This window comes from Corynebacterium sp. NML180780, assembly GCF_007786415.1.
GTDB classification, from domain to species: domain Bacteria; phylum Actinomycetota; class Actinomycetes; order Mycobacteriales; family Mycobacteriaceae; genus Corynebacterium; species Corynebacterium gottingense.
The window spans coordinates 38300-54187 of the sequence record NZ_VNKN01000006.1; the positions used below are offsets into that span (position 1 = coordinate 38300).

Below are 15888 nucleotides of genomic sequence, written 5' to 3' on the forward strand. Positions count from 1 at the left end.
TCCTACTCGGCGGCCAGAATATCGGTCACGATGCCGTCTGCAAGCAATCGGCCCGCATCCGTCACCGCGATGCGCTCGCCCGCGGTGAGCAGGCCGCCGCGCACATGCTTGTCGACGACCTCGCGCGCCCCTGCCCCAACCGAGCCGGCAGGGACACCCTCCTTGAGCCGCAGGCCGAGCATCACCTGCTCGTCGTGGTGCTCCGCATCCGTCACCGTCTCCGTGAACCCGATCGGCAGCTCGCCGCCCCGCAGGATGTCGGCGTAGCGCTCTGGGCGCTTCACGTTTGCGAAGCGCTCGCGGCCGATATAAGAGTGCGCCCCCGGACCCGCGCCCCACCACTGGCCATCGCGCCAGTACAGCAGGTTGTGCCGGCACTCCCCGCCCGGCTTCGACCAGTTGGACACCTCGTACCAGCCGAACCCCGCGGCCTCGAGCGCCTCGGCGATCAACTCGTAGCGGCGCGCGTACACCTCCTCCTCGGGCGCCGGCAGCTCACCGCGGCGCACCTTGCGCGCCATCGCGGTGCCGTCCTCCACGATGAGCGAGTACGCGGACACGTGGTCCACTCCCGTGGAAAGGATCGCGTCGAGCGTGGCGCGCACGTCATCGTCCGTCTCCGTCGGGGTGCCGTAGATCATGTCCAGGTTGACGTGGTCAAACCCGGCGGCAAGCGCCTCGCGGGCAGCGGCGACAGCGCGCCCCGGCGTGTGCGCGCGGTCCAGCACCTTGAGTACGGGCGTGGAGGCGGACTGCATCCCGAGCGACACACGAGTAAAACCTGCCTCGCGCAGCCCCGCGAAGTAGCCGGGGCTGGTGGACTCCGGGTTCGACTCCGTGGTGACCTCGGCGTTCGGCGCGAGGCCGAAGGTGTTGCGGACGGCACCCAGCAGGCGCGACAGCCCGTCTGCGCCGAGCAGCGACGGGGTGCCCCCGCCCACGAACACAGTGTCCGCGCGCGGCGGGGTGCGCTCGCCCCGCGCGGCGGCGGTGCGCGCGGCGGCGAGTTCCAGCTCGCGCTCGATCGCGTCCAGGTACTCCGCGTGCGAGGACGCTACCTCGGTGGGCGTGTACGTATTGAAGTCGCAGTAGCCACAACGGGTCGCGCAGAACGGGACGTGAAGGTAGACGCCAAAAGAGTCGTGTTCAGCCATGCGGCCAGTTTAGGCACCGCGCCGGGAGCGCTTCGCCGCGACCTTCTCCACGATCCGGTTGATGCGGGCGCGCTCGTCCAAAAACTCCGGCGGGTTGGTCCCGCGCATGGTGCGCACGAACGCCGGGTGGTCGACGCACACGGTCTCCACCCACCCCTCGACGGCGGCCTCGACCAGCTCTGAGACGGTGGCGTAGAGGTGCGGCAGGCTCACCGCGCCGAGCTCGCGGGCGACCATGTCGGTCTGCTCGAGGGTGTAGGCGACAATCTCGGTAAGGTGCTGGACGGTGAGGTCGGTGCGGCCGGTGAGCGCGTCCTCCATCGTCTGCACGGAAAACGGCGCAGAAAGCGGGAAGAGCTCTTCCAGCCCGGTGGCGTCGAGAAGCTCCGGCTCGGGGACCTTCTCCTCGGGGCAGGCGGAGGCGGACAGGACGCCCGCGCGCATCCCCGAGGTCAGCGCCTGGCGCAAGCCGATGAGCTCGCCGACCACGCGGCGCGCGTCCACGCGGGCGTCGTCGGCGATCTCCACAAACTCAGCGAGGCAGTCGTCCGTGAGCTCGCCGTCGTAGTCCGCGACGGCCTCTGCAATGTGCTCGATGTACTCGGCGACCTCGTCGCCGATGTTGTAAATCTCCTGCGTGAGCTCGCGGTGCCGCAGCATTGCAGCCGTCTTGTGCACGGACAAGCCCCCTTTTGTATTGCTCAGGACGAGTTACGGATTTGCTGGGAGCAATGCTAAGGCACGGGCGCGCCCCGGCGCGGAAGGCGCGCCGAAGCTACGCCGCACCCACCCCACCCCCCGGCGGGTGCTAGCGCTCGTAGAGCTTGTCGATGTCCTCGCGGAAGCGCTGGAAGACCACGTTGCGCTTGACCTTCATCGTCGGCGTCATTTCGTCGTCGCGCTCGGAGAGGTCGCGGTCCAGGATGCGGAATTTCTTGATCGCCTCGGCATGCGAAACGGTCGCGTTGGCCATGTTGATCGCGTCCTGCACCTCCGCGCGCAGGCTGGCGTCCTGGGCGAGCTCCGAGAGCTTCTTCTGCTCCGGGATGTTGTGGGTGGCCTTCCAGCGGGCCAGCTCGTCCTCGTCCAGCGTGACCAGCACGCCGATAAATGGCTTGCCGTCGCCGACGATGAGCGCGTTGGAGATCAGCGGGTCCTGGCGGATGATCTCCTCCATCGGCCCGGGCGAAACGTTCTTGCCGCCCGCGGTGACAATGAGATCCTTCTTGCGGCCGGTGATGCGCACGAAGCCCTCGTCGTCCACCTCGCCCAGGTCGCCGGTGTTGAACCAGCCCTCGTCGAACGCCTCGGCCGTGGCGTCCGGGTTGTTCCAGTACTGCTTGAACACGCCGGGGCCGGAGAACTCGATCTCGCCGTCGTCGTTGATCCGCACCGAGTAGCCGTTGACCGGCGGGCCGACGGTACCGATCTTCTGCCCGACCTTGTTGTTCACACACGCCGCGGCGCAGGTCTCGGTCAGCCCGTAGCCCTCATAAATGGGCACGCCCATCCCGCGGAAGAAGTGCGACAGCTCGGCGCTCATCGCGGAACCGCCCGTGATTCCGTAGGTCACGGCGCCGCCCATGGCGTCCTTGAGCTTGGAGTAGACGAGCTTTTCAAACACCTTCCGCTTCGCCTTCTGCACGCGGTTCGGCCCCTCCGGCGTATCCAGCGCCTTGGAGTACTCGATGGCGGCGCGCTCGGCCTCGAGGAAGACGCGCTTGCCCACGGCGGAGCCGTCAGCGGCCTTGTTGTAGGCGGCGTTGCGCACCTTCTCAAACACGCGCGGCACGCCGAGCACCATGTTCGGCCGGGCACGCTGCAGCTCCACCGTGAGGGTGGAGGTGTCGGACCAGTGCGACTGGGTCGCGCCCGCCATCGCCAGCGCCAGCGACACCGCGCGCTGCAGCACGTGCGCGAGCGGCAGGAAGGTGACAACGCGCTTGCCGGGCACGGCGACCTCGCCGATCTCGTTCTTAATCAGCGCCCAGGTCTGGTAGGCCCAGTTGCCGTGCGTGAGCTCCACGCCCTTCGGCCGGCCGGTGGTGCCCGAGGTGTAGACGATCGAGCCGATGTCGTCGTGGGTGATGGCGGCCACGCGGGCGTCGATAAGCGACTGCTCCACCTCGCGCCCCTCAAACTTGAGCGTCTCCACGCCCGAGGCATTAAATTCATAGACCTTGCGCAGCTGGGACGTGGAGCCCGCCAGCCGCGGCGTGCCATCCTCCTGCAGCACGAACGAGCTGATCAGCTCCGTATGATCACGCGTCTCCGTCAGCGCCAGCTTCGCGCCGGAATCCTCCAGAATCCACTGGATCTGCGACATCGAGCTCGACGGGTAAATCGGCACCGACGCCGCCCCGGCTGCCCAGATGGCAAAGTCCATCAGCGACCACTCGTAGCGAGTCGCCGATAGGATAGCCACGCGATCGCCGGGCTCAATACCAGCCGCCACCAGGCCCTTCGCCGCCTCGTAGACTTCTTCGAGGAACTCGCCGGCAGTCACGTTCACCCAGTCGTAGTTACGCGGGCGGGAAAACAGCACCGTGTGCGGGTGCTCCGTGCACAGCGTGATCAGCTGGCTCAGGCAGTTTTCCGACGCGTCGAGCTCGAAACCGAGGTCCGTGGTGAAAGAATTCTGTGACATAAGCCCTCACCCTACCGCGTTAACAGCTGCTCGGCCCCGCTCCGGGCGAGCGCGCGGCGCGTTTGGCACAATATACCTTGTGTTCACTGTGATGAATGAAGAACTTTTGCTGTCACTCGCCCGGTCGTACGGCTTTGGCACGTCCTACCGATCCGACGTAGGGGAGCTGATCACGCCGCCGGCGCAGTCCTTCATGAAACTGCTGCGCGCAATCGGCGTGCCGCTGTCTGAATCCCCCTCAGACCAGGAGCTCCAAGAGCTTATCGACGCCCGCGCGACCGCCCTCGCGACCCGGCCGCTGCCCCTCACCGTGGTCGCCACCGCGGGCGAGGAACAGCACTTCAACGTCCACGTCAAGGACGGCCACTACGCGCACTGCTGGATCCGCCTGGAGGACGGGTCCTCGCGCGACGCCTACCAGGACGAGAACTGGGCGCCGCCGACCACCGCCGCAGACGGCACCGTCTGGGGCGAGGCGACCTTCCACGTCCCCGGCGACCTGCCCGAAGGTTGGCACGAGCTGCACCTGGAGTCCGACGACCTGGACGAGGTCTGCCCGCTCATTGTTGTGCCGGCCCGCCTGACCACCAACGAGGCGCTTGAGCGCCGGCCCGCGTACGGCGTGATGGCGCAGCTCTACTCCGTGCGCTCCACGCAGTCCTGGGGCATCGGCGACTTTGAAGACCTCGCGCGCATCGCCGAGGCTGTCGCCGCCGAGGGCGCGGACTACCTGTTGATCAACCCGGTGCACGCGGCGCAGCCCGTCCCGCCGGTGGAGGACTCCCCGTACCTCCCCGCCTCGCGCCGCTTTGTCAATCCCATCTACATTTCCGTCGAGGCAGTCCCCGAGTTCACCAAGCTCGGCGTGGAAACGCGCGCGGAGGTCAACCAGCTGGTCAGCCCGCTGAAAGCGATGAACCACACCGCCGACCCGCTGGACCGCAACGCCGTGTTTGAGGTGAAGCTCGCGGTCCTGCGCGAGCTGTTCTACCTGTCCCAGCAGGACCCGGGGCGCTCGCACGATTTCGAGCTGTACACCCTGGACGAGGGCGAGGGCCTGCGCGAGTTCGGCGAGTGGTGCGCCGTCCAGGCCGACGCGGCCGAGCACGGCCAGCACGCGGCGAAGGCCGCCGACGAGGAAACGATCCAGTTCTACATGTGGCTGCAGTTCATCGCGGACGAGCAGCGCCGCGTCGCCCAGGACCGCGCGCTGGCCGCCGGCATGCGCATCGGCATCATGACGGACCTCGCCGTGGGCATTCACCCGGACGGCGCGGACGCGCACACGCTGGCTGATGTGCTGGTCGCCGACGCCTCGGTTGGCGCGCCGCCGGACATGTACTCCCAGCAGGGGCAGGACTGGTCCCAGCCGCCGTGGAACCCGGAGGCACTCGCCCAGCAGGGATACGGCCCGTGGCGCGACTTGCTGCGCACGGTGCTGCGCCACTCCGGCGGCATCCGCGTCGACCACATCCTGGGCCTGTTCCGCCTGTTCTGGATGCCGCGCGAGGACAAGCCGGCTGACGGCCTGTACATGAACTACGACTACCGGGCGATGGTGGGCATCCTCCTGCTTGAGGCGCAGCGCGCAGGCGCCGTGGTGATCGGCGAGGACCTGGGCACCTTCGAGCCGTGGGTGCAGGACGTGCTGCGCGACACCGGTGTGTTCGGCACGACGGTCCTGTGGTTCGAGGCCACCGAGTCCGACGACCCACGCCCGGCCGACCAGTACCGGACGCTGGCGCTGTCCGCCGTTGGCACGCACGACCTGCCGCCGACCGCCGGATACATGGAGGGCGTGCACAACGAGCTGCGCTCCCGCCTGGGCCTGGTGGCGGAGTCGCTCGAAGAGCTCAACGCCGAGGACGGCGTGTGGATCGGCCGCGTGCTCAACCAGGTGCGCGCCGAGGGCGCGTTCGCGGGCACGCCGTTCGCGGACACCGACTTTACCCAGTACGACCTCGGCGAGTTCGACAGCGCGGGCTCGCTGGATGACCTGCTTGTCGGCCTCACCCGCTTCATCGCCTCGACCCCGTCCGCGATGACGTGCACGAACCTCGTGGACATGGTGGGCGACCGCCGCATCCAAAACCAGCCGGGCACCAACGCGCACCAGTACGCAAACTGGTGCATCCCCCTCACCGATGCCGCGGGGAAGCCGGTGCTTATCGACGCCCTGCCGTCCAACCCCCTCTTCCACCGGGTCGCAGAGGCGTCGCGGCGGCCGCAGCGCTAGCTTGGCCGCTGTGCGGCGCCGCCGGCGCAGGTCTCGCGCAGGAGCGGGCTCGACCGGCTCGGCCGGCTCGGCCTGCTACACCAGGCCGCCGACGATCGCCGCAATAACGACGAGCGCGAGCATCACGTACAGTGCCTGCGTCACCCGCGACTGCGGGTACTTGCGTTGCTGCCGTGGCAGGCGCTGATCCTGCTTGCGCAATTCTTCCGGGTTTGCCATGGCGCTAGTGTACTTCCCCGTCCGCCGCGGCCGAAACTTCGCCGTGTGCGCTTCCGGTCTGTTGGGCACTTTTGGTCCCGCGAGTTCTGTCGCGCAAGAACGCCAGCCAATCCGCCACGCGCAGCATCGCCCACGCGGCGAGCCCGGCCGCCGGCAGCGCGACGGCAAGCACGATCGGGAGCTGGAGCCAGGGGCTCAGTGCAAACATGAAGGTCCCTCCTCCGTGTACGCCTACGCGCGCCCAGTGTTGGACGCGATGTCGGTGCCCTCGAGCCCACGCCGCACCAGCAGCGGGCGCGTATCTTTCTCGCGGCCGCGGAACGCCGTGTACGCCTCGGTGTAGTCGCGCGCAGCGCCGCGCGACAGGATGGCGTCGCGGAACTTCGCGCCGGTCGCCCGGTTGATGCCTTCCTCCTGCACCAGGTCGTACCCGTCCGCGTCCAGCGCTTCGGCCCACAGATAGGAGTAGTACCCGGCGGAGTAGCCGCCGGCGAAGATGTGGTTGAACCACGTCGAGCGGTACCGGGGTGTCAGCCCGGGAACGTCCAGGTGGTAGCGCCGCAGGACGTCTTCTTCGAAGGCGTCGATGTCGGTCGGGGTGGCGTCGGTAAGCGAATGCCACTCGAGGTCGATGGCGCTGGCGGCGAGGTACTCGGCGGTGGCAAAGCCCTGGCCAAACTGGCGCGCGGCGCGGACGGACTCGAGCAACGCGGGCGGGATCGGCGCGCCGGTGTCCACGTGGCGGGCGTAGTTGCGCACGATTTCGGGCGCGAACGCGTAGTTCTCGTTGATCTGCGAGGGGAATTCCACCCAGTCCCGCGGGACGTTGGTGCCGGACAGCGACGGATAGCGCACGTTGGAGAGCAGACCGTGCAGCGCGTGGCCGAACTCGTGGAAGACGGTGGTGACCTCGTCGATGGTGAGCAGCTCGCTATTCACACTCATGACGTTGACCACCACCGGTGCCGTGCCGGCGAGCCGGGACTGGTCCATAAATGAGCTCATCCACGCCCCGCCGCGCTTCGTCTCGCGCGCCGAGTAGTCCGTGAGCAACAGGCCGAGACCGGTGCCATCTTCTTCCTTGACCTCCCACACCTGCACGTCGTCGCGGTAGCCGCGCAGATCCTCGCGACGCGTGACGGTGATGCCGTAGAGCAGGTTCGCCGCGTAAAACACGCCGTCCTCCAGCACCTGCCAGAGCGGGAAGTAGTTGCGCAGCTCGGCCTCGTCCAAGTTGAGTTCCTCGGCGCGGCGCTGCGCCGCCCAGTACGGCCAGTCCGCACCGTCAGGGCCATCGGGGCCCCCAAGCTCCGCGCCGCGCGACCGCGCGAGCTCGCCGGCCAGCTTGCGTTCCGCCTCCGCGTTCGCCGCGGCAGCGGGGGCCAGGTCCGCGATCAACGCGCGGGCCGCGTCGGCGGTGCCCGCGGTTTCCTCCGCAATCACGTAGTCCGCGTGCGTGTCGTACCCCAGGAGCTTGGCACGCTCCTGCCGCAGCGTGACCGTCTCCACCACAATGTCAACGTTTGACTGGGCACCGCGCTGCTGGGAGGCGTCGAAAAGCGCGCGCCGTGCCGCGGGGTTCTCCAGCTCGGCCTGCAGCGACTGGGTCGTGGGAAGTTCGAGGGGCACGATGTACTCGCCGCTCCCGTCGTCCGCCGCGAACGCGTCCAGCTGGTCCTCGCTCAGTCCCGCGAGCTCGTCGCGTGAGAACCGCACGGCGAGGCGCTTCGTGTCGGCGAGCAGGTTGCGGCCGAACTGCTCCGAGAGTTCGGACAGCCGCCCGTTGAGAGCGGCCAGGCGCGCCTTGCCGTCTGCGTCCAAATCCGCGCCGCGGCGCACGAAGCGGCGCACGAGCAGCTCGTGAAGGCGCCGCGATTCCTCGTCATCGGGCACCGCCACCGCGCGCAGCCGGGAATACAGCTCCGCGTTTTGGTAGATCGCGTCCGTGTGGGCGGACAGCTGCGGGACGATGCGGTCGGCTACGGCGTCAAACTCCGCGGTGGCGTCAGTCCCCTGCAGGTTGAAGAACCAGGCGAGCACGCGCGTGAGGTCCTGCCCCGCGAGCTCGAGCGCCTCGACGGTGTTTTCCCAGTTCGGCGACTCCTGCGCGCAGATTTCCGCGATCTCCGCGTCGTGGCGCGCGAGCGCTTCCTCAAACGCGGGCTCGACGTGCGCGAGCCTGATGTGGGCAAAGTCCGGCAGCTGGTACGGCAGCTCCGACGGGGCAAGCAGTGGGTTGGTCATGGCGGCCATCATAGGCGGTTACGATTGCGGCATGGCTACGCGCGAAACTCAGGTCACTTGCCCCGCCGGCGCAATCGTCGGCACCAGCGACGGAGCAGTCCGCGAGTTCCATTCGATCCCGTACGCGCGCTTCACCGCCGCGTTCGACCCGCCCGCCCCAGCGCCCACGGGCATGCTTATCGACGCCACTACTCCCCTCCCCCACGCCACCCGCCTGAGCATCACGGCCCCGGAGGGCGCTCGCAGAAACGACGACCTGCCGGTGCTGGTGTGGATCCACGGCGGCCGGTTCGAGGAGGGCACCCACGCCGATGACCGCGCCAACGGCCCCGCCTTCGCCCGCGACGGGATCATCCTGGTGCAGGTGGGGTACCGGCTGAAGTTTCCGGGGATGCTGCCGGTGGGCGGTGACGCCCCCGGCCAGTACCGGGCCGTGCAGGACTGCGCGGCGGCGCTGAGCTGGGTGCAGCGCAACATCGAGGCGTTCGGCGGGGACCCCACCAACGTCACCGTCGCGGGCCAAAGCGCCGGAGCGGACATCGCCGTCTGGCTGTGCCGGCGCGACCACTACAAGGGCGAGTTCCGTCGCGCGGTGGCGGCGTCGCCGGTGTTCCCGCGCCGCGGGATGGACTCGCGCCGGTGGGCGGCGCGCGGCGCGCTCGGGCGGGCGCTGCTGCGCGAGGAGCTCAACCCGCTCTACGACCGCTCGCCGCAGCGGCTCGACCGCGCCTACCGCCGCTTCCGCACGCAGTACTTCACCGACATCGCGCTCGGCCCGTTCCCACTGGAGCCCGCGAAGCTCGCTCGCGTCCCCCTGGTGGTCACCTCTACCCGCGACGAGTTCTTCCCCAACGGGGCGTTTGCGGACAGCACCGCCCTGGCCACCCCCGTGGCGCGGGCGTTGGGCCGGCACATGGGGTTGGCCAAGGGGCGCGTCGGCGAGTACCTCGGCGCGGCGTCGCGCATGGACCCGGACCACGTGGTGGGGCGCCTAATTTCCGACGCCATGTGCCGCCGCTGGGTCGACGACATTGCTGAGGGCGCGCCGGGAACGGTGTGGCAGGCGGAGCTCGTCGCCAGCGCCGACCTCCCGGCGCACCACGCCGCCGACCTCGCCCCCGCGTTCGGCGCCGATGGCGCCTACGGCACCGGGCTCAACCGGTGGCTCACCCAATTTGTGCGCGGCGGCGACGTCGGGTGGGAGCCCTACAGCGGCGGCACGCGCGCGGGGACGGGGCGGACCGCGCTGCGCGTGGCGCTGGACGGCTCGGGCGCGCAGGAGGTAACGGATCCGCTCGGCTACCTGCGGGGCGCGTTCAGCCCCGTGGCCCACGAGCTTTAGTTGGAGCCGGGCTCGGTGAGCGCGCGGCGCAGGCGCGGGTCCGCGAGCTCATCAACGAGCCACGGCGAGAACACGAACGGGGTGGCGTCGACGGCACGGATGAGCTCCTCCGGCGCGACCCAGTCCCAGGAGTCGACCTCGTCCGGGTTGGCGTTCAGCGCCGCGCCCGGCGCGAGACGGGCGACGTAGACCGGGCAGCACTCGTTTTCCACGATGCCGGAGGAATCAACGGCGCGGTAGCGGAAGTCCGGCAGGATCTCCGTCAGTCCGTTGATCGCAGCAATGCCCAGCTCCTCGGTGGCGCGGCGGCGCACCGCGTCGGCTACCGCTTCGCCCGGGCCCGGGTGGCCGCAAAAGGAGTTCGTCCATACCCCGGGCCACGCAATCTTGGAAAGCGCGCGGCGCGTGAGCAGCACCTCGCCGTCGGCGTTGCGCAGCCAGCAGGAGAACGCGAGGTGCAGCGGGGTGTCGGTGGTGTGCACGATGGCTTTGTCGGCGGTGCCGATTGGGGTCCGCGTGGCGTCGACAAGCACTACTTGCTCGCGCATTAGTTGTTCAGATTCCCCTTGAAGGTGACATTACCGATGGTGAACTCGGCGTCCCACAGATTGCCGGTGGACACGTTGAAGGCATACTTCGCGTTCGTGGTGGCGCCCGGGCCGAGCGGCAGGTCCACGCCGACGATCTCCACGCCGGCGTTCTCGCCGCTCATCGGGTCGGCGTTTTGCATGTTGTTGTTGCCGGAGTTGTAGCGCAGCTTCGGGGTGAGGGTGTCCGCGGGCATCGGGACCTCGCTCTCGTTGGTCACAGCCACGACGACCACGGTGCCGCCACCGGGCGCAGCGCTGGTGCCCTGCCACTTGTAGGAGAGGTCCATCGCCGGGTCCTCCACGCGCTCGCCCGTGATCTCGTCGCTGATTAGCGGGTCGGTCTCCTCGGCCTTGAACTCTGGCGCGGGGGCGCCAGTCGGCGTCGTGATCTCGATTTCAGATTCCTTCGCCTCCTCGCTCTCGTTGCCGCTCACGCACGCGGACAACGCAAAGACGGACGTGGCGGCAAGCAGCACGGCGGTGAGCTGCGAACGGTGTGACATAAACGCCTCTTTTACCTCGTTGTGGCACTGCACTGAAATGCGCCGATCAGGCGCCTTCCAATTCTTCCTCACTGTACAGCCCTAGTACCCTAACCAAATTATGCAGTCATTGTTGCGTGTCCTCCGCAGCGCCTCTGCGCTGTGGCCCTACTACCTCGCCGTCGTGATCATTTCCTCCGGTGTCGCAGCTCTGGGATTGGTCTCCCCCTTCATCATCCGGGAGGCCACCGACACCATCGTCGGATACGTCAGCGGTGGCAGCGAGGGGCCGTCGCCGGTGCGCGCTGTCGTGTGGCTGGCCATCGCGCTGTTTGCTGCCGAATCCGCTGCGGCGCTGCTGCGCAACGTCGCCGGCTACCTGGGCGACGTGATGGTGGCGCGCATCCGACAGATCATGTCCACGCGCTACTTTGCCAAGCTGCTCGCGCTGCCGCAGCGCTACTTTGACAACCAGGTCACGGGCACGATCATCGCCCGCCTGGACCGCTCGATTGCAAACGTCACCCAGTTCATCCAGTCCTTTGCCAACAGCTTCCTGCCGATGCTGTTGCAGGTCGTGGCGATCCTGGCGATCACGGCGTACTACTACTGGCCGCTCACCATCCTCCTGGCGCTGTTGTTCCCGCTCTACATGTGGCTCACGGCGCTCACGTCCACGCGGTGGCAGCGCTTCGAGCAGGAGAAAAACGCCAACATCGACGAGGGCAACGGCCGCTTCGCCGAGGTGGTCGGTCAGGTCAAGGTGACCAAGTCCTTCGTGGCGGAGGTTCGCGAGCTGGACAAGTTTGGCACCCACTACAACAACACCGTGGACATCACGCGCCCGCAGTCGCGCTGGTGGCACAGCATGGACACGGTGCGCGGCATCGCCATGACGGCGGTCTTTTTGGGCATCTACCTGATCCTGTTCGTGCGCACGCTCCACGGCGACTTCACCATCGGCGAGATGGTCATGCTCATCCAGATGGTCACCATGGCTCGCCAGCCTGCGCAGATGATGAGCTGGATCGTCGACGCCGCGCAGCGCGCCATCGCTGGTTCGCGCGATTACTTCAAGGTAATGGACGAGCCGAACGAGCCCACCGCCAACCGCGAGCTCGTCGCCGCGACCCAGTCCACCGGCGTGCCGGAGCTCACACAGGTCGCGCACGCACCGCTCGAGGTGCGCGAACCGGTCGTCGCCTTTGACGACGTCTCCTTCGCGTACAACCCGGGCGAGCCCGTCCTGGAGGGCCTGACCTTTTCCGCGCGCGAGGGCGAAAAGATCGCGCTGGTGGGCGAGTCTGGTGGCGGCAAGTCCACCATCGTCAACCTGTTGCTGGGGCTCTACCCGCTTCACGACGGCACGCTCACCATCTGCGGCCGCAACCTCGAGGACTTGAGCGTGGAGGAACTGCGCGCGTCTTCCGGCGTGGTCTTCCAGGAACCCGCGCTGTTTTCCGGCACCGTGGCGGAAAACACCGCCTACGGTAAGCCCGGCGCGACGCGCGAGGAGGTCATCGACGTGGCCAAGCGCGCGAACGCCCACGACTTCATCACCCGGTTCAAGGACGGCTACGACACCGTCATCGGCGAGCGCGGCCTGCGGCTGTCCGGCGGGCAGAAACAGCGCGTCGCCGTCGCGCGCGCCATGCTCAAGGACGCACCCATCCTGGTGCTCGACGAAGCCACCTCGGCTCTGGACACCAAGGCGGAGCGCGCCGTGCAGGCCGGCCTTGATGAGCTGATGAAGGACCGCACGACCATCATGATCGCGCACCGCCTCTCCACCATCGCCGACGTGGACACCATCATCACCCTGGACAACGGCCGGATTGATGAGATCGGCTCGCCGGGGGAGCTCGCCTCCTCCGGCGGTATTTATTCAGAGCTGCTCACGCTCACCGCGTCCTCGTCCGCCGCGGACCGGGCGCGCCTGAAGTCCTTCGGCTTCCAGCTAGACGGCGAATACGACGCCGAGGACGAGGACGCCGCGGACGTGGAGGGCGCCGCGCAGCCCCACAACGCCTGATCCCGCGGGGCGGCGTGGCGGAGGGGGCGGGTGGGCGTCGTTAAGCTTGGGCCATGGATTTCCCCGAGCTTGAGCAACTCCGCGCACGCGGAACCCGCAAATGGACCCAGTACGATGACGATGTACTGCCGCTGTTCATCGCCGAGAGCGACTTCACCACCGCCGAGCCCGTGCGCGCGGCGATCGCCGACGCCGTCGAGCGCGAGATGTTCGGCTACACCCCCGCTCCGAGCGCGCAGCAGCTGCCAGGGCTGGTGGCCGACTTCTACGACGCGCGCTACGGCTGGCGGCCGGACCCCGCGCGCATCTTCCCCATCCCCGACGTGGTGCGCGGCGTGTTGCTATCCATCCAGCACTTCACCGAGGGCCCGGTCATCGTGCCGGTGCCCGCCTACCACCCGTTCTTGGAGGTGGCGGGGACCGCCGGACGCGTGCGCATCAACGTGCGCGCCGTGCCAGGGTTGGACCTGGACGAACTGGACGCGGCGTTTGCCCGCGGCGCGGGCTCGCTCGTGCTCACCAACCCGTACAACCCCGGCGGGTGGACCTTTACGCCCGAGCGGCTCGATGAGATCTGTGCCCTTGCCCGCCGCCACGGCGCGCGTGTGATCGTCGATGAGATCCACGCGCCGCTGGTCTACGACGGCGTCCACACGTGCGCGGCCGCGAACAATGCGGACGTGTGCATCACTATTACGGCGGCGTCGAAGGCCTGGAACGTGGCGGGCCTGAAGTGCGCGCAGCTGATCTTCTCCAACGACGCCGATGTCAAGACCTGGCAGGGACTCAGCGGGGTGGCGAAAGACGGCACGGGCACCCTCGGCATCGTCGCCGCCGAGGCGTGCTACCGGGACGGGGGTGACTTCCTCGACGGTGAAATTGCGCAGCTGCGCGAGAACCGCGACTGGCTCGTGGAAACCCTTCCCCGCGAAATTCCCGGCATCGAGGTCGAGGTCCCGCAGGCCACCTACCTCATGCTCCTGGACTTCCGGAATACCAAGTTGACCACGGAAAAGCCGGCCACTTGGTTGCGCACGCACGCGAAGGTGGCCATGAACGAGGGCATGAGCTTCGGCCCCGGTGGCCGGCACAAGGCGCGCCTGAATTTTGCCACCAGCCCCGCGATCCTGCGGGAGGCAGTCGAGCGCATGGCGGGGGCAATTCGCCTACTGTAGATGGGCATGGAGCAGACCCCACAGGCCTCAGATTACCTACCCCCCGCACCCCCGGAGCAGCCCTGGGAGCGGCCCGACCCCGAATGGTATAAGGACGCCGTATTCTACGAAGTCCTCGTCCGCGCCTTCTACGACCCGGACGGCACGGGGTTGGGCACGCTCAAGGGGCTGGAGGAGAAGCTCGACTACCTGCAGTGGTTGGGGGTGGATTGCCTGTGGATCCCGCCGTTCTACGACTCCCCGCTGCGCGACGGCGGCTACGACATCCGCGACTTCCGCAAGGTGCTGCCCGAGTTCGGCACCGTCGAGGACTTCATTTCGCTTATCGACGCCGCGCATAAACGCGGCATCCGCATCATCACGGACTTTCCCATCAACCACACCTCCGACTCCCACGCCTGGTTCCAGGCGTCCCGGCAGGACCCGGATGGGCCGTACGGCGACTATTACGTGTGGACCGACGACAACACCCAGTACGACGGCACCCGCATCATCTTCATCGACACCGAGGAATCCAACTGGACCTGGGACCCGGTGCGCAAGCAGTACTTCTGGCACCGCTTCTTCTCCCACCAGCCGGACCTGAACTACGACAACCCGGCTGTGCAGGAGGAGATCCTGGGCATCATCCGATTCTGGCTCGACCTGGGCATGGACGGCATCCGCCTCGACGCCATCCCCTACCTCTTCGAGCGCGAGGGCACCTCGTCAGAAAACCTGCCGGAGACGCACGGCTTTATCAAGCGCGTGCGCGCACTCTTTGACGAGGAATACCCCGGCCGCTTCCTGCTCGCCGAGGCCAACCAGCTCCCCGACGAGGTGGTGGAGTACTTCGGCGACGGCGGCACCGACGAACACGGTAACCCCGACGGCTCCGGCGACGAGTGCCAGATGGCGTTCCACTTCCCCGTCATGCCGCGCATTTTCATGGGAATTCACCAGGAATCGGCGACGCCTATCATTGACATCTTGCGCGCAACCCCGGCGATCCCGGCGTCCGCCCAGTGGGGCATCTTCCTGCGCAACCACGACGAGCTCACCCTCGAGATGGTGTCGGAGGAAGAGCGCGACTACATGTACAAACACTACGCATCCGACCCGCGCATGCGTGCCAACGTGGGCATCCGCCGCCGCCTCGCCCCACTGCTCGGCGGGCACCGCGACCGCTTGGAGCTCGCGCACGCCCTGCTGCTCAGCCTGCCCGGCTCCCCGTTCCTGTACTACGGCGACGAGATCGGCATGGGCGACAACATTTGGCTGCCCGACCGCGACGGCGTGCGCACGCCCATGCAGTGGTCCAACGACCGCAACGGCGGGTTTTCCAAGGCCGAACCGGAGCGGCTCTACCTGCCCCCGGTGCGCAACGACCAGTACGGCTACCACATCGTGAACGTGGAATCCCAGATGGACCGCGAGAACTCGCTACTGCAGTGGGTGCGCACGCAGGTGCACATCCGCAAGCAGTACAAGGCGTTCGGGCGCGGCTCGTATATAGAGGTGGACCACGGCAACGAGCAGGTGCTGGCCTTCATCCGCGAGTACGACGCTTCCGCGGACGGGACCCCCGGCGGCGGGGTCGAGCGAATCCTGTGCGTACACAACATGAGCTCGCGCCCGCAGGCGGTGGAGATGCACCTTTCGCAGTACGCCGGCGTCGTTCCCCGCGAGCTGTCCGGCGGCCTGGAGTTCCCGGCGATCGGCGAGCTCCCCTGGCTGGTTACCCTCGCTCCGCACGGCTTCTTCTGGTTCGACATCTCCTAGGGAGGG

13 protein-coding genes are annotated in these 15888 nt (G+C 67.9%); 5 read left to right on the forward strand and 8 right to left on the reverse strand.

Features of this window, described 5'->3' with window-relative positions; all coding sequences use genetic code 11:
* Positions 1 to 2: 2 nt before the first annotated feature.
* The 3 genes from hemW to FPP74_RS05130 form a co-directional block, all read right to left on the reverse strand.
* Positions 3 to 1154: a radical SAM family heme chaperone HemW gene (gene hemW, locus FPP74_RS05120; RefSeq protein WP_095537313.1), complete on the reverse strand. Its 1152-nt coding sequence runs from the start codon at positions 1152 to 1154 to the stop codon at positions 3 to 5.
* A 9-nt stretch (positions 1155 to 1163) separates the two neighbouring features.
* Positions 1164 to 1832: a hypothetical protein gene (locus FPP74_RS05125; protein ID WP_095275579.1), complete on the reverse strand. Its 669-nt coding sequence runs from the start codon at positions 1830 to 1832 to the stop codon at positions 1164 to 1166.
* A gap of 130 nt (positions 1833 to 1962) precedes the next feature.
* Complete coding sequence (locus tag FPP74_RS05130) at positions 1963 to 3801, reverse strand: long-chain fatty acid--CoA ligase (RefSeq protein WP_144717312.1); 1839 nt, start codon at positions 3799 to 3801, stop codon at positions 1963 to 1965.
* Positions 3802 to 3892: 91 nt separating this feature from the next.
* Between FPP74_RS05130 and malQ the strand changes: the two genes are divergently transcribed.
* Complete coding sequence (malQ, locus tag FPP74_RS05135) at positions 3893 to 6037, forward strand: 4-alpha-glucanotransferase (protein WP_255456077.1); 2145 nt, start codon at positions 3893 to 3895, stop codon at positions 6035 to 6037.
* A 75-nt stretch (positions 6038 to 6112) separates the two neighbouring features.
* Here the strand turns inward: malQ and FPP74_RS12200 are convergent, their stop codons facing one another.
* From FPP74_RS12200 to FPP74_RS05145, 3 genes are read right to left on the reverse strand one after another with little or no spacing between them, the layout of a single operon-like run.
* On the reverse strand, positions 6113 to 6256 hold the full coding sequence (locus FPP74_RS12200; RefSeq protein WP_095553580.1) for a hypothetical protein: 144 nt from the start codon (positions 6254 to 6256) through the stop codon (positions 6113 to 6115).
* Between the two features lie 4 nt (positions 6257 to 6260).
* Positions 6261 to 6464, reverse strand: a complete 204-nt coding sequence (locus FPP74_RS05140; protein ID WP_095553581.1) for a hypothetical protein — start codon at positions 6462 to 6464, stop codon at positions 6261 to 6263.
* Positions 6465 to 6487: 23 nt separating this feature from the next.
* Positions 6488 to 8500 (reverse strand): M3 family metallopeptidase, encoded by a 2013-nt coding sequence (locus FPP74_RS05145; RefSeq protein WP_144717313.1) that lies wholly within the window; start codon positions 8498 to 8500, stop codon positions 6488 to 6490.
* Between the two features lie 31 nt (positions 8501 to 8531).
* Between FPP74_RS05145 and FPP74_RS05150 the strand changes: the two genes are divergently transcribed.
* Positions 8532 to 9842 (forward strand): carboxylesterase family protein, encoded by a 1311-nt coding sequence (locus tag FPP74_RS05150; protein ID WP_144717314.1) that lies wholly within the window; start codon positions 8532 to 8534, stop codon positions 9840 to 9842.
* On the opposite strand, the gene idi is transcribed toward FPP74_RS05150, so the two are convergent.
* On the reverse strand, positions 9839 to 10390 hold the full coding sequence (gene idi / locus FPP74_RS05155; protein WP_144717315.1) for an isopentenyl-diphosphate Delta-isomerase: 552 nt from the start codon (positions 10388 to 10390) through the stop codon (positions 9839 to 9841). The genes FPP74_RS05150 and idi overlap by 4 nt on opposite strands.
* Positions 10390 to 10935, reverse strand: coding sequence for a hypothetical protein (locus tag FPP74_RS05160; RefSeq protein WP_095535429.1), 546 nt, complete (start codon positions 10933 to 10935; stop codon positions 10390 to 10392). Before FPP74_RS05160 ends, idi begins: the two co-directional genes overlap by 1 nt.
* Positions 10936 to 11035: 100 nt before the next feature.
* On the opposite strand from FPP74_RS05160, the gene FPP74_RS05165 reads away from it, so the two are divergent.
* The 3 genes from FPP74_RS05165 to treS are packed head-to-tail and all read left to right on the forward strand — an operon-like array spanning position 11036 to position 15882.
* Positions 11036 to 12946 (forward strand): ABC transporter ATP-binding protein, encoded by a 1911-nt coding sequence (locus tag FPP74_RS05165; RefSeq protein ID WP_144717316.1) that lies wholly within the window; start codon positions 11036 to 11038, stop codon positions 12944 to 12946.
* 53 nt (positions 12947 to 12999) lie between these two features.
* Positions 13000 to 14121, forward strand: a complete 1122-nt coding sequence (locus tag FPP74_RS05170; RefSeq protein ID WP_095535509.1) for a MalY/PatB family protein — start codon at positions 13000 to 13002, stop codon at positions 14119 to 14121.
* A 6-nt stretch (positions 14122 to 14127) separates the two neighbouring features.
* Positions 14128 to 15882 (forward strand): maltose alpha-D-glucosyltransferase, encoded by a 1755-nt coding sequence (gene treS, locus FPP74_RS05175; protein ID WP_144717317.1) that lies wholly within the window; start codon positions 14128 to 14130, stop codon positions 15880 to 15882.
* The last annotated feature ends 6 nt before the right edge of the window (positions 15883 to 15888 follow it).